This window comes from Pseudomonas glycinis (assembly GCF_054871425.1).
This window is the reverse complement of sequence record NZ_JBTYHF010000010.1, coordinates 280,940-303,707: the sequence shown is the minus strand read 5'-3', so window position 1 is coordinate 303,707 and position 22,768 is coordinate 280,940. Positions and strand designations below refer to the sequence as shown.

Genomic DNA, 22,768 nt, shown 5'->3' with positions numbered 1-22,768 from the left:
TTGCTTTTGCTTTTGCTTTTGTGGGAGCGAGCCTGCTCGCGAAGGCGGCCTGACAGCCGACCCATTTCTTGCTGGACGCGCTCGATCAAACTGTAGGAGTGAGCCTGCTCGCGATAGCGCCCACAAAGCCAACCCACCTCTCTCTGAAACCACACGATCCCTGTGGGAGCTGGCTTGCCAGTGATAGCGCCTCCACATCCAACCAATATCTACCGAATACACTCAGTTTCATTGTGGGAGCGAGCCTGCTCGCGAAGAGGCCGATACATTCAACAGATGCATTGAATCATCAGACGCTTTCGCGAGCAGGCTCGCTCACACTTCAAGTCGGCTGGGCCTCAGCCCCGTGGCAACCGGACAATGGCGGTCAGCCCACCCCCCGGTGTTTCCTCCAGATTCAATTGCCCACCCAACCGCTGCGCGGCTTCGCGGGCGATGGTCATGCCCAGTCCTACGCCGCCGGAGTTGCGGTTACGCGAGCCTTCCAGTCGGTAGAACGGTTCAAACACGGCTTCACGCTGGTCCTCAGCAATCCCCGGCCCGTGATCAATCACCCGAATCAGCAATTCCTCACGCTGTTCCAACAGTTCAATCCGCGCCTGTCCGGCGTAACGCAGGGCGTTGTCCAGCAGGTTGTTGATGCACGAACGCAGCGCCATCGGTTGTACTGGCAAAGGCGAGCAGTGGCCGCTGACCTGTACATCGGCGCCCTGGTCCTGGGCGTTTTCGCTCAGCGATTCGACCAGCGCCTGCACGTCCAGCAACTGCAAGGCTTCGCTGGTGCGTTGTTCGTGCAGATAGGTGAGGGTGGCGTCGAGCATGCCGATCATGTCGTCCAGGTCCTGGCGCATCTGGCTTTGCAGCTTGTCGTCGCTGATGTTTTCCAGGCGCAGTTTCAGCCGTGACAGTGGCGTGCGCAGGTCGTGGGAGACGGCGCCGAGCATGCGCGCGCGTTGCTGGACCTGTTCGCGGATGCGTCGTTGCATGAGGTTGAAGGTGTGCGCCGCTTGCCGGGCTTCGCGCGGGCCGGATTCGTCGAGGGGGTCGCTGTCGAGGTCTTCGCTCAGGCGCTCGGCGGCGTCGCTCAGGCGTTGGATCGGCCGGCTGAGCAGCTTGGCGCCGTACCAGGCGGCAATCATCAGGGTGATGAACTGGAAGGTCAGCGGCACCACCGGCCCACCGAACCAGGGGCGTGTTTGCCTCGGTGGGTAAGCAGCGGCGTGCATGGGCGGTTGGCCGTCGATGTTCGTTGAGAACTCTGGCGGTGGTGGGGGCGGAGGAGGGCCGTAGAGCCTGAACCAGGCGAAGGCCAGCAGGTGCGCCAGGACAATCGCCACAAACAGCACCCCGAACAGGCGACCGAACAGGGTGTCGAAGCGCGCCTTCATCAACCGATGTCCCGCGCGTCGAACAGGTAACCCTCGCCGCGCACGGTCTTGATCAGTTGCGGGGCTTTCGGGTCGTCGCCGAGTTTCTGTCGCAGGCGCGAGACCAGCAGGTCGATGCTGCGGTCGAAAGCCTCGATCGAGCGACCGCGAGCGGCGTCGAGCAGTTGTTCGCGGCTGAGCACGCGACGCGGGCGTTCGATGAAGACCCAGAGCAGGCGGAATTCGGCGTTGGACAACGGCACTACCAGGCCATTGTCGGCGACCACTTGGCGCAGGACGCTGTTGAGGCGCCAGTTGTCGAAGCGAATGTTCGCGCGCTGTTCGCTGCGGTCGTCGCGCACGCGGCGCAGGATGGTCTGGATGCGGGCGACCAGTTCGCGTGGTTCGAACGGTTTGGCCATGTAATCGTCGGCGCCCAGTTCCAGGCCGATGATGCGGTCGGTGGGTTCGCAGCGGGCGGTGAGCATCAGGATCGGGATGTCCGATTCGGCGCGCAGCCAGCGACACAGCGACAGACCGTCTTCGCCGGGCAGCATCAGGTCGAGGACGATGACGTCGAAATGTTCGCCCTGCAGCGCCTGGCGCATCGCAGCGCCGTCGGTGACGCCGCTGGCGTGAATGTTGAAACGGGCGAGGTAATCGATCATCAGCTCGCGGATCGGCACGTCATCATCGACGATCAGCGCGCGGATGCTCCAGCGCTTGTCGTCTTTGCTTTCATCCGTCACGGTTGTCGGGGTGTTGTGCATGGGGCTGTTCACTGCCAGGGGTGGTTTCAGCATAGGCGTCCGGCCGGGAGGCGGGAAGTGCTGTTGTAAGGACGTGTTGCGCCGGGCGAGGCTAACCCGGGTGCGTGTTGCCGGCGTGTCGGCTGTGTATCGGAGTCGACACAATAGCTGTGCGGGCTAAGCTGATAACCGCCAGCGCGACGATTTACCGATCATCGGGTGCCGCGCTGCCGCCGGTTCCGCTACAATGCGCGCCGTTTTCGACCAGCCTGAGAGCCCATCCATGTCCGCCTGCCAGACTCCTATCATCGTCGCCCTGGATTTCCCCACCCGTGACGCCGCACTGAAGCTGGCCGACCAGTTGGACCCGAAGCTGTGCCGGGTCAAAGTGGGCAAGGAACTGTTCACCAGTTGCGCGGCGGAAATCGTCGGCACCCTGCGTGACAAGGGTTTTGAAGTGTTTCTGGACCTGAAATTCCACGACATTCCCAACACCACCGCAATGGCCGTGAAAGCCGCTGCCGAGATGGGCGTGTGGATGGTCAATGTGCACTGCTCCGGTGGCCTGCGCATGATGGCGGCCTGCCGCGAAGAGCTGGACAAGCGCAGTGGTCCGCAACCGTTGTTGATTGGTGTGACCGTGCTGACCAGCATGGAGCGCGAGGATCTGGCCGGTATCGGTCTGGATATCGAGCCGCAGGAACAAGTGCTGCGTCTGGCGGCACTGGCCGAGAAGGCCGGGATGGACGGTCTGGTGTGTTCGGCGCTGGAAGCGTCGGCGCTGAAAGCCGCGCACCCGTCGCTGCAACTGGTGACCCCGGGAATTCGCCCGGCAGGCAGCGCGCAGGACGATCAACGGCGCATTCTGACCCCGCGTCAGGCGCTGGATGCCGGTTCCGATTACCTGGTAATCGGCCGTCCGATCAGCCAGGCGCCGAACCCGGCCCAGGCGCTGGCGGCGGTTGTAGCGGAAATCGCCTAAGCAACGGAACCTCTTGTAGGAGTGAGCCTGCTCGCGAAGAGGGAGTGTCAGTCGGCATCATTACCGACTGATCCACCGCTTTCGCGAGCAGGCTCGCTCCCACATTGGTTTCAGGCTGGCCTTAAACCTTCAGAACCAACTTGCCAAAGTTCTCGCCGTTGAACAGTTTCATCAGCGTCTCCGGGAACGTCTCCAGTCCCTCAACCACATCTTCCTTGCTCTTGAGCTGCCCGTTGGCCATCCAGCCGGCCATCTCCTGGGCGGCGCTGGCGAACTGCGCGGCGTAGTCCATCACCACAAAACCTTCCATGCGCGCGCGATTGACCAGCAGTGACAGGTAATTGGCCGGGCCTTTGACCGCTTCTTTATTGTTGTACTGGCTGATCGCGCCGCAGATCACCACCCGCGCTTTCATGTTCAAGCGGCTCAGCACCGCGTCGAGAATGTCGCCACCGACGTTATCGAAGTACACGTCCACGCCTTTCGGGCATTCGCGCTTCAGTCCGGCCACGACGTCTTCGGCCTTGTAATCGATGGCGCCGTCGAAGCCCAGTTCGTCGATGAGGAATTTGCACTTGTCGGCCCCGCCGGCAATACCGACGACGCGGCAACCTTTGATTTTTGCGATCTGCCCGGCCACGCTGCCCACCGCACCTGCGGCGCCGGACAGCACCACGGTGTCACCGGCTTTCGGTGCGCCTACGTCGAGCAGGGCGAAGTAGGCGGTCATGCCGGTCATGCCCAGTGCAGACAGATAGCGTGGCAATGGCGCGAGTTTCGGGTCGACCTTGTAGAAACCGCGCGGCTCGCCGAGGAAATAATCCTGCACACCGAGGGCGCCATTGACGTAATCGCCGACGGCGAAGACAGGATTGTTCGAGGCGATGACTTTTCCCACGCCCAGTGCGCGCATCACCTCACCGAGACCGACCGGCGGGATGTAGGACTTGCCTTCGTTCATCCAGCCGCGCATGGCCGGGTCGAGGGACAAGTATTCGTTTTTCACCAGAATCTGTCCCGCCTGTGGCTCGCCGACCGGTACTTCCTGGTAAGTGAAAGTCTCGCGGGTCGCGGCGCCCACCGGGCGTTTGGCGAGCAGGAACTGGCGATTGGTCTGGTTGGTCATGACAGGCACTCGAATGGAATGAAGCCTTGTTGATAGCTCTTCAACGGCGATGTCGCAAGGTTGGCTGATACGGCGAATGCGAGTCGATCCAGTGCAGTGATGGTTACGGGGCGGGTTTCATCACTGCGGCGCATGCGCCGGTAAACAGCGATTGCATAGTGCTGACGCGCTTTCGCTGCCCTTGGCTATGCTGCGACGCCAACATCTCCCAGTTTTTTTGCATTCGAGGACATACCCATGAGCATGACGTTTTCCGGTCAGGTGGTTGTAATCACGGGAGCCGCCTACGGCATCGGCCGCGCGACAGCCCTGGCGTTTGCGGCCGAAGGCCTGAAAGTGGTGGTGGCTGACCTCGACGCGGCTGGAGGCGAAGGCACGGTGGCGCTGATTCGTACCGCCGGTGGCGAAGCGTCCTTCGTGCGCTGCGACGTGACGGTGGAAAGCGATGTAAAAAATCTGATGGATGAGGTGATCAATACCTACGGTCGTCTCGACTATGCCTTCAACAACGCCGGGATCGAAATCGAGAAGGGCAAACTGGCCGACGGTACGCTGGACGAGTTCGACGCGATCATGGGCGTCAACGTCAAAGGCGTCTGGCTGTGCATGAAGTATCAGTTGCCGTTGCTGTTGGCGCAGGGCGGTGGCGCGATCGTCAACACGGCGTCGGTAGCCGGGCTGGGCGCAGCGCCGAAAATGAGCATCTATGCGGCGTCGAAACATGCGGTGATCGGCCTGACCAAGTCGGCGGCGATCGAATACGCGAAAAAGAAAATCCGCGTCAACGCAGTGTGCCCGGCAGTGATCGATACGGACATGTTCCGCCGTGCCTACGAAGCCGACCCGAAGAAGGGCGAATTCGCCAACGCCATGCACCCGGTCGGGCGCATTGGCAAGGTCGAGGAAATCGCCAGCGCGGTGCTGTATCTGTGCAGCGATGGCGCAGCGTTCACCACTGGGCACTCATTGGCGGTGGACGGCGGCGTGACGGCGTTCTGAAAGTTGCCGAAATACAAAGAACCCGCCTGCGTGCGGGGTTTTTTGTACCTCGCGGTTGGTCCCTGTGAATACCGTTAAACAATGTGTATCAAACCGTTAGAACTGCCGCATTTGGCGGCGTTGTCGCACAGCCTCGGCGGCGCGGCTGTGATTTACTGCTGCCAGCAAAACTGACAGGAGTTTGCGAGCTCATGGAACTGAGAATTGACCGACAGGCAATGGTGCCGGTCGTGCAGCAGATCGTCGACGGAATGACTGACTGGATTGTGCAAAGCGGCATCCCGCCTGCCACCCGGTTGCCCTCCGTACGGCAAATCGCCCGGGGTAATCTGCTCAGCCAGTCGTGTGTCGTCGAAGCCTGCGAGCGCCTGGTTTCGCAAGGTGTGTTGACTGCGCGTCAGGGCGCGGGATTCATCGTCGCGGCCTCGCCGCCGTTGCGCGAAACGGACTCGGAACTGGCAGTGTTCGAGGGCCGCCATGCGTGGTGCGATGAGGTGAGCGCTTCGACGGGCCGCTTGATCTTGGGGCAAGGAGGCTTGCCGCCGAGCTGGCGTGAGCCCGACGACCTCAGCTACGCATTACGCGAGGTGGCGCGCACCGACATGGCCAGCCTGTTCAACTACAGCTCGCCGCTGGGCCTGCCAGCGTTGCGCGAGCAAATTGCCAAGCGTCTCAAACTGCTGAATATCGACGCTTGCAATACCCGGCTGATGAGCACCAGCGGTGCCAGTCATGCGCTCGATCTGATCGTGCGCACCCTGTTCAAGGCCGGCGACTGCGTGGTGGTGGAAACGCCTGGTTATGCACCGTTGTTTGACCTGCTGCGCCTGCACGGCGTACAGATGCTCGAAGTGCGTCGGACACCGAGCGGGCCGGACATCGACATGCTCGAGTCAGTGCTGCGTCAGTTTCGTCCCGCTGCCTTGTTCATCGGCAGCCATCACCACAATCCCACTGGCAGTTGCCTGACGCCTGCCGTCGCCCAGCGCATCGTGCAATTGAGCAAGATCTACGACCTGCGCGTGATCGAAGATGACGTCTACGCTGATCTGCACACCGGCAGCGGTACGCGGTTGGCGGCGCTGGACCATGGCGGCCGGGTCATTTATGTCGGCAGCTTCTCCAAGACCCTGAGCAGTTCGTTGCGGATCGGCTTTGTCCTGGCGGACAGCGAGCTGCTGAAGCGCCTGGCCGAGGTCAAGATGATCAGCGGGCTCGGCTGTTCGAGGCTGGCCGAGGCGGTGCTGGCCAGGCTGATGGCGACCGGCGCTTATCGCAAACTGGTGCAGCGCCAGCGCCAGCGCTTGAATGCCGATCGCGCGGCGGCCTTGCAGGCCCTGGAAGACGCCGAGTGGGAAGTGTTCGGCAAGCCGGTTGGCGGGTTGTTTATCTGGGCGCGGGCGCGCTTGAGCGACCAGACGTCGGTGCGCAGGCAGGCCCAGCGTTGCGGGCTGGAGTTATCAGCAGCGGACGCCTTCAGTCCCAGCGGTGAGTGCGGTGACTGGCAGCGCATCAATGTGGCCTGTGCCTGCGACCCTCGGGCGCGGCAGTTTTTTCGCAATACTTGCGCGGATCGACCTCCAGCATTCTGAAAACGACGCGGGCGTAGCTTTTTGCCATTATTCCGACGCCAGAGTCTTGTGCTGGTTAGAGCCCGTTGCGAATCTTCGTTCACAGACTTTGGCAGGGGACTACGCGCAATGATTTCGGCCGTGCAAGGACGTTTTGCCAACCTCGGTATGGCGAAAAAACTGGGTATCGGATTTGTGCTGGTCTTGCTGCTGACTGCATTGGTCGCGGCGATCGGCGTCTGGTCTCTGCAAACCATCAGCCTGCGTTTCGACGGCTTGAAGCAGATGTCCGCGCTCAACAGCGGCCTGCTCAAGGTGCGCCTGCTCGAGCAGGAATACGCCCTGCGCGGCAATCCGAAAACCGCCGATGCCTTGCGCGAAGGCGTCGATGGGCTGATCGTTCTTGCCGGCGAGCTCAAGGCACATTCCCCGGCCAATGTGCCGGTGATGAGCGATGTCGAGCAAGCCCTGGGCGCGTATCGCAAGGCCTTCGATGAATTCGTCTCGCTGAGCCAGGCCAAGGACCTTGCGCTGGAGATGGCCAGTTGGTCGGTGTCCAGCGTGGCCAATAACCTCGATGTGTTGCAGAGCGGCCTGGCCGATGATGGTGCCTACACCTTGAAAGACACCGAGGGCAAGGACGGCGCCCAGTTCATCGAACAGGCGAATCAGGTCAGTCAGGTCTCGCGACTGATGCTGCAAGCGATGAACGAAGCGCGGGTGCGGCTGGATCAAAGCCGCAAGGGCGATGCCGAGAATGCCGGTCAAGGCAATATCGAACAGGCCGCGCAAGCGCAGGAGCAGGCCGAGGCGCTGAAAAGCACGGTCAAGGACGAGGGCTATCTGACGGTGCTCAACGAAGTGTCGGGGCATATCGCCGGATTCAACGAGAAACTGGCTGAATACACCGGTTTGCTGGCGCAAGAAAAAACGGTTTATGACCAACTGCATCAGCGTGCTGCGCAGGTGGTGGACCGGGTCAATCAGGCCTACGTCGCCGAAGATGCTTCGATGCAGGCGGAGCTGAAAAAGAACACGGTGTTGATCATTGGCTCTTCGGCGCTGGCCTTGTTGGTCGGATTACTCGCCGCGTGGGTGATCACGCGCCTGATCGTTGCGCCGCTGCGCAGTGTCATTCGTGTGGCGCAGCAGATTGCTGCGGGTGATCTGACGGCGAAGGTCGAGGTGACGCGCCGCGATGAAATGGGTCAGCTGATGTTGGCGATGCAGCAGATGGCTGCCGGCCTCGGCACGATTGTCAGTGGCTTGCAGGCCGGGATCGAGCGCTTGGCCGGTTCCGCGCAATCGCTGTCGGCGGTGACCGAGCAGACCAATCTGGAGGTCAACAGCCAGAAGGAGGAAACCGAGCAGGTCGCCACGGCCATGAACCAGATGACCGCCACGGTGCATGACGTCGCGCGCAATGCCGAAGAGGCGGCGCTGGCGGCGCAGACGGCGGATGACAAGGTCGAGAGCGGCCAGCAGGTGGTGCGCCAAAGCATGGCGCGGATCGAGCAGTTGGCGGATTCGGCGACGTCGGCCAGTTCCAGCATCGAGAGCCTCAGTGCCGAGATCCAGAATATCGGCACGGTGCTGGAGGTGATCAAGAGCGTGGCCGAGCAGACCAATCTGTTGGCGCTGAACGCGGCGATCGAAGCGGCGCGGGCCGGGGAGCAGGGCAGGGGGTTTGCCGTGGTCGCCGATGAGGTGCGTGCGCTGGCACGGCGTACGCAGCAATCGACCGAGGAGATCGAGCGCCTGGTCAGTGCCTTGCGCGCGGCGGCACAGTCGTCGGTGCAGCAGATTCGCAGCAGTGGCGAGCTGGTGAAGCTGGCGGTCAGTGATGCGTTGCAGACCGAGAGTGCGCTGGGGAGTATTGCCGCGGCGGTGTCGTTGATTCAGCAGATGAATCAGCAGATCGCGGCGGCGTCGGAGGAGCAGAGTTCGGTGGCGGAGGAGATCAATCGCAGTGTTACGCAGATTCGTGCGAGTGCGGATCACTCTTCCGTGGCCATGCGCGGGAATGCGGCTTCGAGTGTTGAGCTGGCGCAGTTGGGCGGGGAGTTGCGCTCGATGGTTGGGCATTTTCGGCTTTGAGTCGTGGCGGCCTTTGGGCCGGCCAGGCTCTTGGCTTCGCCGCGTGGGTATGGCCCGGGTTTGCTTTTGCTGTTCTGTGGGAGCTGGCTTGCCAGCGAAGGCGGCCTGACAGCCGACCGATTTTTACCTGAGAACACTGCTTCCCAATGTGGGAGCGAGCCTGCTCGCGAAAGCGGTCTTCAATTCACATCCTCTTTCAAGTAACCCACAAAAAAGCCACCAATAACCAGACTGTGTGAAAACACACTGATGGTGGTTTCAAGCAAACGCCCCGATTTGTTCGGGGCGTTTGCTTTTGTGCGGATAGCAGACGAAAAAGGGCGTTCAGCCCATCAACGCCATCAACTGACGTGCGCCCAGCACGTTAATCGCTCTTTTCAGGTTATAGGCGTTCACCGCCAAGGCCATTTCGGCTCTCGCCCCCTCGAGCTGTCGCAGCAAGAAGCGAGCGTTGCCAAACAACCACTGTTTTAGGTTTCCGAAGGGATGCTCCACGATGGATCTTCGGCTGACCATCATTTCAGGGTGCGCCGGCATTCGCCGCTCCATGCGTTCGAACGCCTCTTCGTGAGCATGGCGTGAGACGTATCGGCGCCGGGCCTCAGTGCATTGCGCTTTCAGCGGACAGTTGGCGCAGTCGCTGATCGCCGCCTGGTAGATACGATCGCCCTTACTGGTTTGCTTGAGTGTCAGCCATTTTCCGGCGGGACATTGATATCGATCCTGCGACGCATCGTAGGTAAACACTGTTCGGTCAAAGAACTCCTTTTCCTTGCCGCTGGAGTTGCCTGACCGATTGGGTGGTACATAAACCGTGATGTTCTCATCTTCGCAGGCCTGGAACTGCTTGCCATTCGAGTAGCCTGCATCGGCAGTCACCGTCAATTCATCTTGCTGCAGGTGTTCCTTGGCGGCCTTGGCCATAGGCTCAAGTTGCTTGCGATCATCACTGTCCCGCGTGACTTCATGATGCAGGATCAGGCAATGCTCAGCGTCCACGGCTGTTTGCACGTTGTACGCGACCCTCGGTCCTTTGTGCGTTCGCATCATTCGGGCATCGCTTTCGTGGGTATTGAATTGCTCAAGCGCCATGGATTTCATCAGTGCCTGGCAAGTCAGGTTGTTGGAGTGCCTGACTTCAAGTTGCACCAAAGCAGTCTTGACCGCACTGCGATCAACCACCTCATCGGCTTCGGTTTTATCAGCTTCATCCAGTTCGGCCAGATACTGGGCAATGCGTTTATCCAGCTTCTGCTCCTGGTGCTTGAGCCGCTTCAAGCTCATATGACGCCGCGAGGAAGCAACCGCCTGAAACTTGCTGCCATCGATGGCCACCAACTCACCGGCTATCAGACCGGCGGTTCGGCAGAACTGGACGAAGGCCCGGCACGTCGCCACAAAGGCCGGTTTGTTGTTTTTGCGAAAGTCGGCGATGGTCTTGAAGTCGGGTTTGAGCCGGTTGATCAACCACATCACCTCGATGTTGCGCTGACACTCGGCTTCGAGCCGCCGCGATGAGCGAATCCGCTGGAAATAGCCGTAGAGATAGAGTTTTAGCTGATCGGCAGGATCATAAGAGGGGCGCCCGGTGCCTTTGGGCAGCGCTTTGTCGAAGCCCAGTTGCACCAGATCCAGCTTGGCGACGTAGAGGTCAATCACGCGAACGAGGTGATCCTCGGGGATCAGTTCCTCCAGCGAGACCGGGAACAGGCTGGTCTGGCTGCGGGACTCTCCTTGGATGTAGGCCATAACGAAAAATGCTCCGTATCTTTCGATACGGAGCATTTTCTTTGAGTGCCGCACAGATTGCTAGGTTTTCACACAGTCTGAATAACGGTGGCTTCTCTCCCCAGCATTCGCGCCTCAGTCGTAAATCACTTTCTTCTTCCAGTCCGCATCGGCTTCGACATCCTTCAAGCCGGCGGTCAGTTGGTTTTCTTCACCTTCCACCGGGGCGATCTTGTCCATGACCTGGGCGTTGGCTCGGGCGAGGAGTTTTTCCAGGTATTGCAGTTGCTCGGCATACATCTGCGGGTCCTGCTGTTTGCGCAGGTATTGCACGCCGCGTTCGAAGGCGAGGCGGGCCTGGCCGGGTTGGTTTTGTTGCAGGGACTGTTGGCCGAGGTTGTTGAAGAATTCGATGTGCAGCAGCACCAGGATGTGGCGCACTTCGCGAATCCATTGTTTGGCTTCGTTCGGTGGCAGGAAACCGTCGTGGGCGGCGCGGGTGATCTGGCCGTGCAGGGCTTCGAGGAGGAAGCGCACGTCTTTGGCTTTGGCTTCGGTCAGGATCGGCGCGGGCGGGTTGTTCACCGGGATCGATTCGCCCTGGGCAACGAGGGCGCTGAGTTCGGTGATGCGGGCCTTGGTCGTCGCGCTGGTTTTTTCCAGGTTGAGCAGGCGCTGGCAGACGTTGAGTTCCAGGCGGGTCAGCAGCAGCTTGAGCGCCGGGGTCATGAACTGGCCGGGGAAGGTTTCGGTCAGTTCGCCGCAGCGGCGCAGGCGGTCGTTGAGTTCGACTTTGGTGCGGGCCTTCTCCAGTTTGTTGTTTTCCACCACATGGTTCATGTAGCCAATGGCGATCAGAATTGCGATCCCGGCTACGACTAGCAGGGTGATCATGAGTGGTGTCACCGGTAAGACCTCTTTATAGGGTTCGCATGCGAGTGTAGTGGCTGGGCATTTAGGCGCCTAGCGCCGCTCGACGGGTTTGATCGGCTGCTGCAATCTGTATCGGCCGCCAGCTGTATAGATGAATGCTGGCGCTTGATGTGCAGATTGCCATCACTGTGCGGTGACTATAACGTCTTGGCGAGTGGCGGAATATAGGCGTCAGGTTTCGGACGACGGAAAAGCCCTACGCGGCCCGTAATCCAGGTCGAAGTCATTGATTTAAATAAATTTATATCAGGGGGTTGACGACCCCTCAATCCATCCATAGAATGCGCGCCACTTGCAGCGTAAAGCACACAGCGAAACGCAGCAGGGAGTGAATGTTGTAGTGTGTCCCCTTCGTCTAGTGGCCTAGGACACCGCCCTTTCACGGCGGTAACAGGGGTTCGAGTCCCCTAGGGGACGCCAATGCGGGAATAGCTCAGTTGGTAGAGCACGACCTTGCCAAGGTCGGGGTCGCGAGTTCGAGTCTCGTTTCCCGCTCCAATTTTAAACAGCAGTGCTTTCGGGCGGTGCTGAGTGAAACCAGAACCAAGTCTTCGGATGCGGATCTGGACACCGAAACACACACCATGTGTTCCGGGTAGCGTGTCCCCTTCGTCTAGTGGCCTAGGACACCGCCCTTTCACGGCGGTAACAGGGGTTCGAGTCCCCTAGGGGACGCCATTTGCGGGAATAGCTCAGTTGGTAGAGCACGACCTTGCCAAGGTCGGGGTCGCGAGTTCGAGTCTCGTTTCCCGCTCCAATTTCACAAAAACGCCGATCAGTGATAATCGGCGTTTTTGTTTGTGCGCGTTTTGTGGCGGCAATAAAAAAGGACCTTTTCACAGGTCCTTTTTTTATTTTGCGCCCGGTCATCAATGATCGGGCTCAGGCAGAGCTTTACAGCTTCGGCAACTGCCCGACACGGCCCATCATTTCCGTGACGATCTGCAGATCCAGCAGGAACTGATCGACGGTCTTGAATTCGCCATCGGTGTGGCCGGTGTATTTGGCTTCAGGTCGCGCCAGGCCGAATTGCACGCCGTTCGGCAATTCGTGAACCGAAGTCGCGCCGGCGGAAGTACCGAATTCCGACTTCATGCCGAGGTTTTCGCTGGCTACGGCAAGCAGCGCCTTGACCCATTCACCTTCGGGGTTGCGATACATCGGTTCGGCCACGGAATAGTCGAACGCTACAGCGACATGAGTCTTCTTGCTCCAGGCGTCCAGTTTCTCAGCGATCTCAGCCTTGAGCTTTTCCGGAGACTTGCCCTTCGGTACGCGCAGATTCACCGCCAGTTTGAAGGTTTTGTCATCCTCACCGACGTAGGTCAGCGAGGTGGTCAGTGGCCCCATGAACGAGTCGGAGAAGCCCACGCCGAGTTTTTTGCCCAGGTAGTCCAGGCCCCAGTTGTCATCGGCATAACGCGCGGCATCGGTGAACTGGTTGTGCTTGAGCGCGATTTTGCCGTCCAGGCTGTTGATGAAACTCAGCACTCGCGCGACCGGGTTGACGCCGGACTCTGGTTCGGAGGAGTGCGCAGAAACCCCCGTCACGGTCAGTTTGACGTCTTTGCCATCAACCTTTGCCGCGACTTCGAAATCGCCGCCGTTGGCCTTGGCATAAGCGTCGCCGGCCTTTTGCAGACTGGCGGCGAGCTCGGCTGGCTTGTCGGTTACCAGTGTGACCACCGAAGCGGACGGAATCTGGTTGGTCGCTTTGCCGCCAGTCATCGAAATGATTTCCGCGCCGTTGCCTTCGCCTTTGCGTTTGGCAAAGTTGGCCATGACAGTGCCGTAACCTTTTTCGGCGATCACCACCGGATAACCGCCGTCCAGCGCCATGTTGTAGTTCGGCGTCGGGTTGCGTTCGAAGTAATAAGGAATAGCGTCGCCGCTGGTTTCTTCGGTGGTGTCGACCAGCAACTTGAAGTTGCGCGCCAGTGGCAGTTTCTCGTCCTTGATCACTTTCATGGCGTACAGCGCCACGACGATAGCGTTCTTGTCATCCTCGGTGCCGCGACCGTACATGCGATCGCCAATCAGCGTGACTTTGAACGGGTCGAGTTTGGTGCCGTCCTTCAGCACCCAGTTTTCCGGCGTCACCGGCACCACATCGGCGTGGGCATGAATGCCAACGACTTCGTCGCCTTTGCCGTCCAGAGAAATTTCGTAGACACGGTTATCGACATTGCGGAACTTCAAACCGAAGGATTCGGCGAGTTTCTGGATCTCGCCGGCAATCTTGATGAATTCCGGGTTGTCGTGTTGCTCCACGCCGTCCTTGCGGAAGGTCGGGATCTCGACGAGTTGGCGCAGGGTTTCCAGCGCGGCCTTGCCATATTTCACGCGGGTATAAATGCCCAGCAAGCGATGAATTTCATTCTGCTGGTCGGCGTTCAGGGTCTTGTTGTCGAGGAAGGCACTGATGGACGGGGTGAGCTTATCCGTTTTGGCCAAGTCGCTTTTCGCCAGGCTGCCAAGGAAGCTACGGAAGTCCGTCAGGTTCTTGCCGTCGAGGGATTTCAGAATCGCTGCACTTTGCTCGGCAGTGATGTTGGCTTGTGCGGCGCTGGTAAACGCGGTGAGGCTGGCCATGACGAGCGTGGCAGCGGCCAGTTTTTTCAGGGAAAAGACCATGTAACAGGCATTCCTTTGCTAGAGATTGGGAAAATATGTCTGACGCTTGCGGCAGAAACATTTTGCAACCTACCACCATGAGCAGGTGAAGAGGGAGTCACAAACTTGATCTGTCGCACAGAAATGCAAAAGAGGCGCACAAATGAAAAAGTCCCGGCAACTGATGCCGGGACTTTTTTTGTGCGAGTTACATCGACAGCATCAGGCGTCCGGCAAACAGAATGAGGATGACGCCCATGCTGCGCTCGAACCAGTGTCCAAGGCGCATGAACAGCAGGCGCACTTTGTTGCTGGAGAAAAACAGCGCGACGATCACGAACCACAGCGCGTTGACGAAGCACATCCACAAGCCATAGAACGCCTGGATCTGCAGCGGTGTGCTGGCGCTGATGATCGTGGTGAAGATGGCCAGGAAAAACAGCGTGGCCTTGGGGTTGGTCGCGTTGGTCAGAAAACCGGTGCTGAATGCCTTGAACAGTGACTGTTCAACCAGCGGCTCATCGGCGGTTTTTTCGCCTTCGACGCTGCTCTTCGGTTTGCTGCGGATCAGGCTGACGCCTAGATAAAGGATATAAGCCCCACCGACAACTTTGGCCACAGTCAGCAGCCACGGCGTGGTGTGCATCAGGGCGCCGACGCCGAGCAGGGTATACAGCACGTGCACGGAGATTCCCGCGCCGATGCCCAGCGCAGTGCAGATGCCGACGAGCCGGCCGAAGCGCACGCTCTGGCGGATGGTCACGGCGAAGTCCGGACCGGGCGCCACCACGGCGAGAAAGTGGATGGTGGCCAATGCGAGAAACTCGCCCAGGTAATTGGAAAGCATGTCAGCTCCAGAAAGTCAGAGGGGAGGCATCGCCGCGATAGCCGACAAAGAACGACAGACTCAAACGCGGATCAGCCACGCCCGGAGTCACCGAGTGCATGCGCCGCGAATTGAACATGATGAAATCGCCGGGCTGCGGTCGTACTTCGAGGGCGGGCGGCCCCAGCAGCGACGGCTCGATGCCATAACTGTCGCCGCGCATTTCGTCGAATTGATCCGGGGTGATGTGGTCATTCCACATCTGCAAGGCGCCACCCTCGGTGGGCATGTTCAGGTAGACGTTGCAGGCAAATTGCGCTTCGAGGCTGCGCGCCTGAAAACTGTCCGGGGCGTCCTTGGCGAAGATGTCGTGATGAGCAAGAAAGCACACGCCGGGTTTGACCACGCGCGACAAGCCGACATACATCTTGCGCCCGTAGAGATTTTCCAGATGCGCGCCAGCGGGCCAGGACTCGTCGAGCATGCAGCGCAACGTGTCGATCGGCGAAGAGTAGGGCGCGCAGCGCTGGCGCAGTTCGGCGATGTTGCGGGTGGCGCGTTCGAAGTAATCCTCGATCAGCAGCGGCTGGTTTTCCGCCTCGTAGAAGGCCATGCCGATGCGTCCGATGCTCGGTGCGTTGATGTAGCCTTCAAAGCCCGGGGCGAGGATCTTGTCGCCGATCTCGATCGCCAGTGGCTCGGGGAGAAAGCGTTTGACGCGGATGGCGAGGACTTCTTCGTTGGCCAGTTTTTTTATGCACGTCTCATCGAGACGCTCGACGTCTAGCATCATTTGTTTTAGGTCCATCTATCGATAGTCAACGGAACCGGCGAGTGCGGTTCCCCGGCGTCGGACGCTGCGCGATGGCAACGTCCGAAATGCTCAATCCACGCTGTAGTGGACGGACAGCATGCCTTTCTTCTGCGAAAGGGACGCGATCGTGACTGTGCCCAGATCCTTCAGGCTGCGTACGTGGGTGCCACCGCAGCCATAGGCCGGCAGTTCACCAAAACTGATTTCCCGCGCGCCCTCGCGCAGTGAAGTCAGACGCGGCAGATCGTGTTCGATCCACTGCTCGATACCGGTTTGCACGGTTGGCGCATCGACTTCTTCCGCGCCATCGCCCGGTTTGAATTGCACCCGGCCTTCGTCCGGCCAGTGGTGCGCTTTGATCGGCATCCAGCCCATGGCCTGAATGAAATGACCGATCAGGTGCCCGGCCGAGTGCATGCGTGTATTGAAGCGGCGGCGTTCTTCATCGATGCGGATGACGGTCATGCCCAGCGGCAGCGGGCGGTCGACGAAATGCACAATGCGCTCCGCTTCCTGCACCACGCGCGACACCCGGCTTTCACCGATCCAGCCGGTGTCGCAAGGCTGACCGCCGCCCTGGGGGTGAAACAGGGTAGCGCGCAGCACTACGGCGAATTCGTTCTCGTGGGGTGTGCAGTCGAGGACTTCGACATTCGCCTTGAGGTCGTCACTGTGAAAAAACAGGCGAAGCGTCATATTCCATGCCCTGATCGAAGTTCTGTTTTTATTATATGAATCGTGCAATAACGTGATAATCCGTTCGAACATCAAAGGACTTGTGCGTCGTGAGCATCAATCTTCCGCTCCCGCTGTTGGGTGAAATGGCGATTTTCGTCAAGGTTGTCGAGACCGGCAGCTTCTCTGAAGCGGCGCGGCAGATGGGTTCCTCACCCTCGGCGGTCAGTCGCAGTATTTCCCGCTTGGAGAAGGCGTTGGCCACGCGCCTGCTGCAACGCACCACGCGCAAACTGCGCTTGAGCGATGGCGGCGAAGAGGTGTTCAAGCGTTGCCAGGAAATGGTCAGCGCGGCCAGATCGGTGATGGAAATCAGCGGCCAGTTCACCCACGAAGCCGAAGGTCTGGTGCGGGTCAGCGTGCCGAAAGCGGTGGGGCGCTTTGTGATTCATCCGCACATGCCGGAGTTTCTGCGCCGCTATCCCAAGGTCGACGTCGAGTTGTTGCTGGAAGATCGTCAGGTCGATCTGATCGATGATCATGTCGATCTGGCGATTCGCATCACTGATCGTCCGCCGGCGGGTCTGGTCGGGCGGCAGTTGCTGACCATCGATCATTTGCTTTGCGCCACGCCGCAATACCTGGCCGAACACGGCACGCCGACGCATCCTCACGATTTGCTCAACCACAGTTGTATTTATCTGGGCGAAACGCCGAGCGATGCGCGCTGGAAGTTCAAGAAGGGCAGTAAAGCTGTCACGGTCGGGGTGCGTGGGCGTTATGCCGCCAATCACACGGGTGTGCGCTTGGGGGCGGTGTTGCAGCACATCGGGATTGGCAGTCTGCCGTATTTCACGGCGCGTTATGCGCTGGAACAGAAGTTGATTGTGCAGGTGTTGCCGGACTGGACGTTTCTTGCTTCCTATCATGGCGGGTTGTGGTTGCTGCATTCGCCGACGCGTTATCTGCCGCCGAAGTTGCGGGTGTTTATTGATTATCTGGTGGAGTGTTTGCAGAAGGAGCCGACGTTGGGTAGGCCCGGGAAATCTGCCGGTGGGAGCAATGCGGCTGTGGCGTATGAGCTGCCGGAGAGTGAGGGGTTGCTTTGAGGTTTTTTTGGTGGGACTTGGCGGCCTTGGGGCCGACCAGGTTCTTGGGGTTTTGGGTGTATATCCGTTGCTTAGGTTGTCGCTTCTGGCGGTTTCGCCCTTACGGCGAGTCACCTTTTCCAAACGCCGGAGTGCCGGCCCAGCAAAAAGGTAACCGAAAAGGCTTGCTCCTGCGTTCGGCCCTCGCAGGCTCGGGTTCCTTCGCTGCGGGATCGATCCGGGCGCAGCGGCTAAGGTTTGCTTCGCTGCACCTCCTTTCGCTGTGTACGACTGCGTCGTACGGTCGCTGCGCTCCCACGCCCGGATCAATCCCTACGCTCAGCCTTCCGACGTCGCTTATGGATCAAGATCAAGAGCGGTACTCGAGCTTGCGCTCATTGTTTTGAGTGGTGAAAAGCGTGTGGTCTGCTTTGGATCTTTGTTGGATTCGCCTCTCACCCCAGCCCTCTCCCCGAGGAGAGGTAGCTGATTTGTGTGCTTTTCAAATCCCGAGTTCAACTCGGACTTTCACATCGACGTAACTCGCCCAAACACCTCGGTCAGTCCCCTCTCCCTCCGGGAGAGGGCTATGGTGAGGGGCTTTTGATCTTGAAAAAAAGGCCCGCATGGAATCACCAGTGCGGGCCTTTCGATTACCTGTCGATATCAGTGCTTGCTGTCCTGCGCAGACATGGCCAGCAGTTGTTTTTCCTGGTTCCAGTCGAACGGTTCGTCGTTCTGTTCGGCTTCGTAGCGGCGTTCTTCGAGGGCCTGGTAGAGGTCGATTTCTTCGTCGGAGAGGTAGTGCAGGCAGTCGCCGGCGAAGAACCACAGCAGATCGCGCGGGATCAGGTGGGCGATTTGCGGGTAGCGGCTGATGACTTGGGTGAGGATGTCCTGGCCCAGATATTGGCTTTCGATAGGGTCGATCGGCAGGGAGGCCAGCAGTTCGTCGAAGCGCTCGAGGAACAGGGCATGGCTTTCTTCGGGCACTTGTTCGGCCTCACCTACGGCGACCAGGATAATGCGCAGGTGGTCGAGCAACACGAGATGATCGGCAACGACGTTGGACACGAGATAAGTCCTCAAGAGCAAAACGGGCGCGGGAGTATAAAGCCCTCGCGCCGTTTTTTCACATAAACCGGGATCAGCGGACTTTGCCCTCTGCCTGGGTCAGTTCTTCTTTGGCGAAATCATCGACGTCGATCACCTTGCGGCGGGCCGCTTCGGCGTCGCGCAGGCTTTGCGCTTCGACGGCTTGCAGTACGCCGGCTTCCAGTGCGGCATCGATGGCGTGTTCGCCGGCTGCCGGTTTGACCTGGCCGCTCTTCAGTGCGGTGTGCAGTTTCTTGTGCAGCGGTTGCGCGGCGTTAAGCAGGTCACTGGCGTGTTGCAGGGCGCCCACCGCATCGTCCGCCGATTGCGGGCGGTAGCAGCCGGCGAGCAGTTCTTCCAGCGCCGGATCGCCTTTGGCGCGACCGATGACCGCAGCGACTTCGGCGCCGAGTTTGTCCGATGGGCCTTTGTGACGGCGACCGAACGGGAAGACGATGACCCGCAGCAGGCAGCCGAAGACTTTGTTCGGGAAGTTGCTCAGCAGTTCATCCAGCGCACGCTCCGACTGGCCGAGGCTTTCTTCCATGGCCCAGCGGAACAGCGGCTCCATGTACGCCGGCGAATCCAGGTCGTGATAACGCTTGAGCGCGGCGGAGGCCAGATACAGGTTGCTCAGTACATCGCCAAGGCGAGCCGACAGACGTTCGCGGCGTTTCAGTTCGCCGCCCAGGAGCATCATGCTGAAGTCGGCGAGCATGGCAAATGCGGCGGCCTGACGGTTCAGCGCGCGGAAGTAGCCCTGACTGATCCTGTCGCCCGGCGCATGTTCGAAATGACCGAGCCCGAGGTTCAGCACCAGTGTGCTGGCGGCATTGCTGACGGCAAAACCGATGTGCTTGAGCAACAGGCCGTCGAATTCCTTGAGTGCCTGATCCTTGTCCTCGCGACCGGCCAGGGCCATTTCCTTGAGCACAAATGGATGGCAGCGGATCGCGCCCTGACCGAAGATCATCAGGTTGCGCGACAGGATGTTCGCGCCTTCGACGGTGATGAAGATCGGCGCGCCGTTCCAGCTGCGGCCCAAGTAGTTGTTCGGCCCCATGATGATCGCTTTACCACCATGCACATCCATGGCGTGGCTGATGCATTCGCGGCCGCGTTCGGTGAGGTGATATTTGAGGATCGCCGACAGCACCGATGGTTTTTCACCCAGGTCCACCGCGTTGGCGGTGAGCATGCGGGCGGCGTCCATCATCCACGCGTTGCCGCCGATGCGCGCCATGGCTTCCTGAATGCCTTCGAACGCGGACAGCGGTACATTGAATTGCTCGCGAATCTGCGCGTACTGGCCGGTGACCAGACTGGTGAACTTGGCCGCACCGGTACCGACGGCTGGCAGCGAGATCGAACGCCCGACTGACAGGCAGTTCATCAGCATCATCCAGCCCTTGCCGAGCATTTCCTGACCACCGATGAGGTAGTCAAGCGGAATGAACACGTCCTTGCCGGAGTTCGGGCCGTTCATGAACGCGGCGCCCAGCGGCAGGTGTCGACGACCGATTTCCACTCCTGCGGTATCGGTCGGGATCAGCGCCAGACTGATGCCGAGGTCCTCTTCCTCACCGAGCAGGTGATCCGGGTCATAAGCCTTGAATGCCAGGCCAAGCAGGGTAGCGACCGGGCCGAGGGTGATGTAGCGCTTTTCCCAGTTCAGGCGCAGGCCGATGACTTCCTGTCCTTCCCACTGGCCTTTGCAGATGATCCCGGTGTCGGGCATCGCGCCGGCGTCGGAACCCGCCAGCGGGCCGGTGAGGGCGAAGCACGGGATATCGTCGCCACGCGCCAGGCGCGGCAGGTAGTGATTACGTTGTTCATCGGTGCCGTAATGCAGCAGCAATTCGGCCGGGCCGAGGGAGTTCGGGACCATCACGGTTGAGGCGAGGTCACCGCTGCGCGTCGCCAGTTTCATTGCCACTTGGGAGTGAGCGTAAGCGGAGAAGCCTTTGCCGCCGTATTCCTTGGGAATGATCAGGGCGAAAAAGCCATGTTCCTTGATGTGCGTCCAGGCCTCGGGCGGCAGGTCCATGGACTGGCCGATCTGCCAGTCGCTGACCATCGCGCAGAGTTCTTCGGTCGGGCCATCGATGAAAGCCTGTTCTTCTTCAGTCAGTTGCACCTTGGGATAGGACAGCAGTTTGTCCCAGTCCGGACGGCCGCTGAACAGCTCGCCGTCCCACCACACGGTGCCGGCATCAATCGCGTCGCGTTCGGTCTGCGACATCGGCGGCAGGGTTTTCTGGAACCAGTTGAACAGCGGCGCGGTGAAGTGTTTACGGCGCAGGTCGGGCAGCAACAACGGCGCTGCGACCACCGCCAACAGGACCCAGAAGACAAACAGCAGCCAGCCCGGCGCGTGACTGAAAATCCCCATGGCGACCAGATAGGCCGCAACGATGCCCAACGCGGGCAGCGGGGCGATGCGTCGATGGGCGAGATACGCCACGCCGACGATCAAAACCAGTATCCACAACAACAGCATATTCAGTCCTCCGTGAACCAAGGCAAATCGACCCTCCAGAGCTTAGACGGCATCTGCAAATAAGGGTGGTCAGAGCATAGTGATTGAAATCGTGGGAAACCCCGGATGGTTTTCGTAGGTTCGGTGGGCAACACGTGTGGGAAATCGTTCGTTGCTGCGCAGCTTTGCTTTCAGGTTTGGCCGAAACGTCGTTATCTCTGTGCTCAGGCTGTCGCTAGACTCGTGACTCATCCAGGAGATTGCCGTCATGCACGAGTATCTGAGCCCCGGCCGCTTCATCGATAGTGACCACCCGGCGGTGGTGGAGTTCGCCGAGCAGCATCGCGGTGCCAGTAATGATCCGCGTGAGCAGGCGATCAGTCTGTATTACGCCGTGCGCGAGGCGGTGCGCTACAACCCGTACACCTTCAGCCGTGATCCGCAAACCCTGCGCGGCAGTTACGCACTCGCAGCAGGGGAGAGTTACTGCGTGCCGAAAGCCACGTTGCTCGCCGGTTGTGCGCGGCATTGCGGGATCCCGGCGCGCATCGGTCTGGCCGATGTGCGCAATCACCTGTCGACGCCACGTCTGCTCGAGTTGCTGAAAAGCGATGTGTTTGCCATGCATGGCTACACCGAGCTGTTTCTCGACGGCCGCTGGGTCAAGGCGACGCCAGCGTTCAACCAGCAACTGTGCGAGTTGTTCAACGTCGCAGCGCTGGAGTTCGATGGCATCAATGACAGCGTTTTCCACCCGTTCAACCGTGACGGCGCGCAGTTGATGGAGTATCTGCTCGATCACGGCCAGTTCACCGATGTGCCGGAAACGTTCTTCTTCGAGCACCTGCAAAAGTGCTATCCGCATCTGTTCAGTGAGCAACTGCCGATGCTGTTGGGCGACATGCAGACTGATTTGAGTCGCACCTGATCCGGCGTATGCTGGCCGTCCACTCACTTGCAAAGAGGCGGTCATGCTGAAGATCTGGGGACGGAAAAATTCATCGAACGTCAGAAAGCCCTTGTGGGCTGCCGAAGAGCTGGGCCTGGCGTACGAGGCCATCGATGCCGGCGGCGCGTTCGGTGTGGTCGACACGCCCGAGTACCGCGCGATGAACCCCAATGGCCGGGTGCCGGTGATCGAGGATGACGGTTTCGTGCTGTGGGAATCCAACGCCATCGTGCGCTATCTGCTGGCCAAATATGCCCCGGACAGCGCCTGGTATCCGGCGGATGCGCAAGCCCGCGCCGCAGCGGACAAATGGATGGACTGGACCACGTCGAATTTCGCCGGGCCGTTTCGCACGGTGTTCTGGGGTGTGCTGCGTACGCCTGCGGAGAAGCAGGACTGGAAGGCGATCAACGCCGCGATCAAGGAATGCGATGAATTGCTGAACATGGCCGACCATGCCTTGATCAGCCAGCCTTATCTGTCCGGAAACGAGATTGGCATGGGCGACATCCCGCTGGGCAGCTTCATTTATGCCTGGTTCGAAATGCCCATCGAGCGCGCGCCGCAACCGCATCTGCAAGCTTGGTATGAACGTTTGAAGCAGCGTGCGGCCTATCAGAAAGCGGTCATGACCGCGTTGACTTGATAATTACTATCGACACACTTGACTGTACTTG

General features: G+C 59.9%; 18 protein-coding genes, 4 tRNA genes and 1 pseudogene. 12 read left to right on the top strand and 11 right to left on the bottom strand.

Annotated elements, in window-relative coordinates; genetic code table 11:
• Positions 1–338 precede the first annotated feature (338 nt).
• Complete coding sequence (locus ACYSTU_RS23680; RefSeq protein ID WP_217878678.1) at positions 339–1,388, bottom strand: ATP-binding protein; 1,050 nt, start codon at positions 1,386–1,388, stop codon at positions 339–341.
• A complete protein-coding gene (locus tag ACYSTU_RS23675; protein ID WP_110645974.1) occupies positions 1,388–2,137 on the bottom strand; it encodes a response regulator in 750 nt (249 codons plus the stop codon). Before ACYSTU_RS23675 ends, ACYSTU_RS23680 begins: the two co-directional genes overlap by 1 nt.
• 262 nt (positions 2,138–2,399) lie before the next feature.
• On the opposite strand from ACYSTU_RS23675, the gene pyrF reads away from it, so the two are divergent.
• Complete coding sequence (pyrF, locus tag ACYSTU_RS23670; protein ID WP_110601737.1) at positions 2,400–3,098, top strand: orotidine-5'-phosphate decarboxylase; 699 nt, start codon at positions 2,400–2,402, stop codon at positions 3,096–3,098.
• A 121-nt stretch (positions 3,099–3,219) separates the two neighbouring features.
• Here pyrF and ACYSTU_RS23665 read toward each other — a convergent pair whose 3' ends face one another.
• Positions 3,220–4,224 carry an NADP-dependent oxidoreductase gene (locus ACYSTU_RS23665; protein WP_217878676.1) on the bottom strand — a complete coding sequence of 335 codons (1,005 nt, stop codon included), beginning with the start codon at positions 4,222–4,224 and terminating at the stop codon, positions 3,220–3,222.
• A gap of 237 nt (positions 4,225–4,461) precedes the next feature.
• Between ACYSTU_RS23665 and ACYSTU_RS23660 the strand changes: the two genes are divergently transcribed.
• The 4 genes and pseudogenes from ACYSTU_RS23660 (at position 4,462) to ACYSTU_RS23645 (ending at position 8,891) form a co-directional block, all read left to right on the top strand.
• A complete protein-coding gene (locus ACYSTU_RS23660) occupies positions 4,462–5,223 on the top strand; it encodes an SDR family oxidoreductase (protein ID WP_016773663.1) in 762 nt (253 codons plus the stop codon).
• Positions 5,224–5,414: 191 nt separating this feature from the next.
• On the top strand, positions 5,415–6,815 hold the full coding sequence (locus ACYSTU_RS23655) for an aminotransferase-like domain-containing protein (protein ID WP_499001911.1): 1,401 nt from the start codon (positions 5,415–5,417) through the stop codon (positions 6,813–6,815).
• Positions 6,816–6,923: 108 nt separating this feature from the next.
• Positions 6,924–8,030 (top strand): annotated as a pseudogene (locus tag ACYSTU_RS23650) (HAMP domain-containing protein); the annotation flags it as partial.
• Positions 8,010–8,891, top strand: coding sequence for a methyl-accepting chemotaxis protein (locus ACYSTU_RS23645; protein ID WP_499001926.1), 882 nt, complete (start codon positions 8,010–8,012; stop codon positions 8,889–8,891). The pseudogene ACYSTU_RS23650 and the gene ACYSTU_RS23645, both read left to right, overlap by 21 nt.
• A gap of 324 nt (positions 8,892–9,215) precedes the next feature.
• Here the strand turns inward: ACYSTU_RS23645 and ACYSTU_RS23640 are convergent, their stop codons facing one another.
• Both ACYSTU_RS23640 and ACYSTU_RS23635 read right to left on the bottom strand, forming a co-directional pair.
• Positions 9,216–10,640: an IS1182 family transposase gene (locus ACYSTU_RS23640; RefSeq protein ID WP_499001908.1), complete on the bottom strand. Its 1,425-nt coding sequence runs from the start codon at positions 10,638–10,640 to the stop codon at positions 9,216–9,218.
• 114 nt (positions 10,641–10,754) lie between these two features.
• Positions 10,755–11,513 carry a hypothetical protein gene (locus tag ACYSTU_RS23635; protein ID WP_039764159.1) on the bottom strand — a complete coding sequence of 253 codons (759 nt, stop codon included), beginning with the start codon at positions 11,511–11,513 and terminating at the stop codon, positions 10,755–10,757.
• Between the two features lie 383 nt (positions 11,514–11,896).
• Between ACYSTU_RS23635 and ACYSTU_RS23630 the strand changes: the two genes are divergently transcribed.
• From ACYSTU_RS23630 to ACYSTU_RS23615, 4 genes are all read left to right on the top strand, one after another.
• Positions 11,897–11,972 (top strand) — tRNA-Glu (locus ACYSTU_RS23630).
• Between the two features lie 2 nt (positions 11,973–11,974).
• Positions 11,975–12,050: transfer RNA gene (locus ACYSTU_RS23625), tRNA-Gly, on the top strand.
• Positions 12,051–12,154: 104 nt separating this feature from the next.
• Positions 12,155–12,230: transfer RNA gene (locus ACYSTU_RS23620), tRNA-Glu, on the top strand.
• Between the two features lie 3 nt (positions 12,231–12,233).
• Positions 12,234–12,309, top strand: a tRNA-Gly gene (locus ACYSTU_RS23615).
• 137 nt (positions 12,310–12,446) lie between these two features.
• Here ACYSTU_RS23615 and ACYSTU_RS23610 read toward each other — a convergent pair.
• From ACYSTU_RS23610 to ACYSTU_RS23595, 4 genes are all read right to left on the bottom strand, one after another.
• Positions 12,447–14,186 (bottom strand): dipeptidase, encoded by a 1,740-nt coding sequence (locus ACYSTU_RS23610; protein ID WP_499001904.1) that lies wholly within the window; start codon positions 14,184–14,186, stop codon positions 12,447–12,449.
• Positions 14,187–14,373: 187 nt separating this feature from the next.
• Entirely contained in the window at positions 14,374–15,012 is a 639-nt protein-coding gene (locus tag ACYSTU_RS23605; protein ID WP_016773667.1) for a LysE family translocator, read from the bottom strand.
• A 1-nt stretch (position 15,013) separates the two neighbouring features.
• Entirely contained in the window at positions 15,014–15,784 is a 771-nt protein-coding gene (locus ACYSTU_RS23600) for a 2OG-Fe(II) oxygenase (RefSeq protein ID WP_110601728.1), read from the bottom strand.
• A gap of 90 nt (positions 15,785–15,874) precedes the next feature.
• Positions 15,875–16,501, bottom strand: a complete 627-nt coding sequence (locus ACYSTU_RS23595) for an alanyl-tRNA editing protein (protein ID WP_130902596.1) — start codon at positions 16,499–16,501, stop codon at positions 15,875–15,877.
• Between the two features lie 89 nt (positions 16,502–16,590).
• On the opposite strand from ACYSTU_RS23595, the gene ACYSTU_RS23590 reads away from it, so the two are divergent.
• On the top strand, positions 16,591–17,589 hold the full coding sequence (locus ACYSTU_RS23590; RefSeq protein ID WP_024013940.1) for a LysR family transcriptional regulator: 999 nt from the start codon (positions 16,591–16,593) through the stop codon (positions 17,587–17,589).
• Between the two features lie 645 nt (positions 17,590–18,234).
• Here ACYSTU_RS23590 and ACYSTU_RS23585 read toward each other — a convergent pair.
• Both ACYSTU_RS23585 and ACYSTU_RS23580 read right to left on the bottom strand, forming a co-directional pair.
• Complete coding sequence (locus ACYSTU_RS23585) at positions 18,235–18,642, bottom strand: PA2817 family protein (RefSeq protein WP_016771014.1); 408 nt, start codon at positions 18,640–18,642, stop codon at positions 18,235–18,237.
• Between the two features lie 73 nt (positions 18,643–18,715).
• The gene (locus ACYSTU_RS23580) at positions 18,716–21,163 is read right to left on the bottom strand and encodes an acyl-CoA dehydrogenase (protein WP_110601722.1); all 2,448 of its coding nucleotides are present in this window, start codon (positions 21,161–21,163) and stop codon (positions 18,716–18,718) included.
• A 247-nt stretch (positions 21,164–21,410) separates the two neighbouring features.
• Between ACYSTU_RS23580 and ACYSTU_RS23575 the strand changes: the two genes are divergently transcribed.
• The gene (locus ACYSTU_RS23575; RefSeq protein ID WP_206421730.1) at positions 21,411–22,070 is read left to right on the top strand and encodes a transglutaminase-like domain-containing protein; all 660 of its coding nucleotides are present in this window, start codon (positions 21,411–21,413) and stop codon (positions 22,068–22,070) included.
• A gap of 43 nt (positions 22,071–22,113) precedes the next feature.
• Positions 22,114–22,737 carry a glutathione S-transferase family protein gene (locus ACYSTU_RS23570; RefSeq protein WP_499001898.1) on the top strand — a complete coding sequence of 208 codons (624 nt, stop codon included), beginning with the start codon at positions 22,114–22,116 and terminating at the stop codon, positions 22,735–22,737.
• Positions 22,738–22,768: the final 31 nt, after the last annotated feature.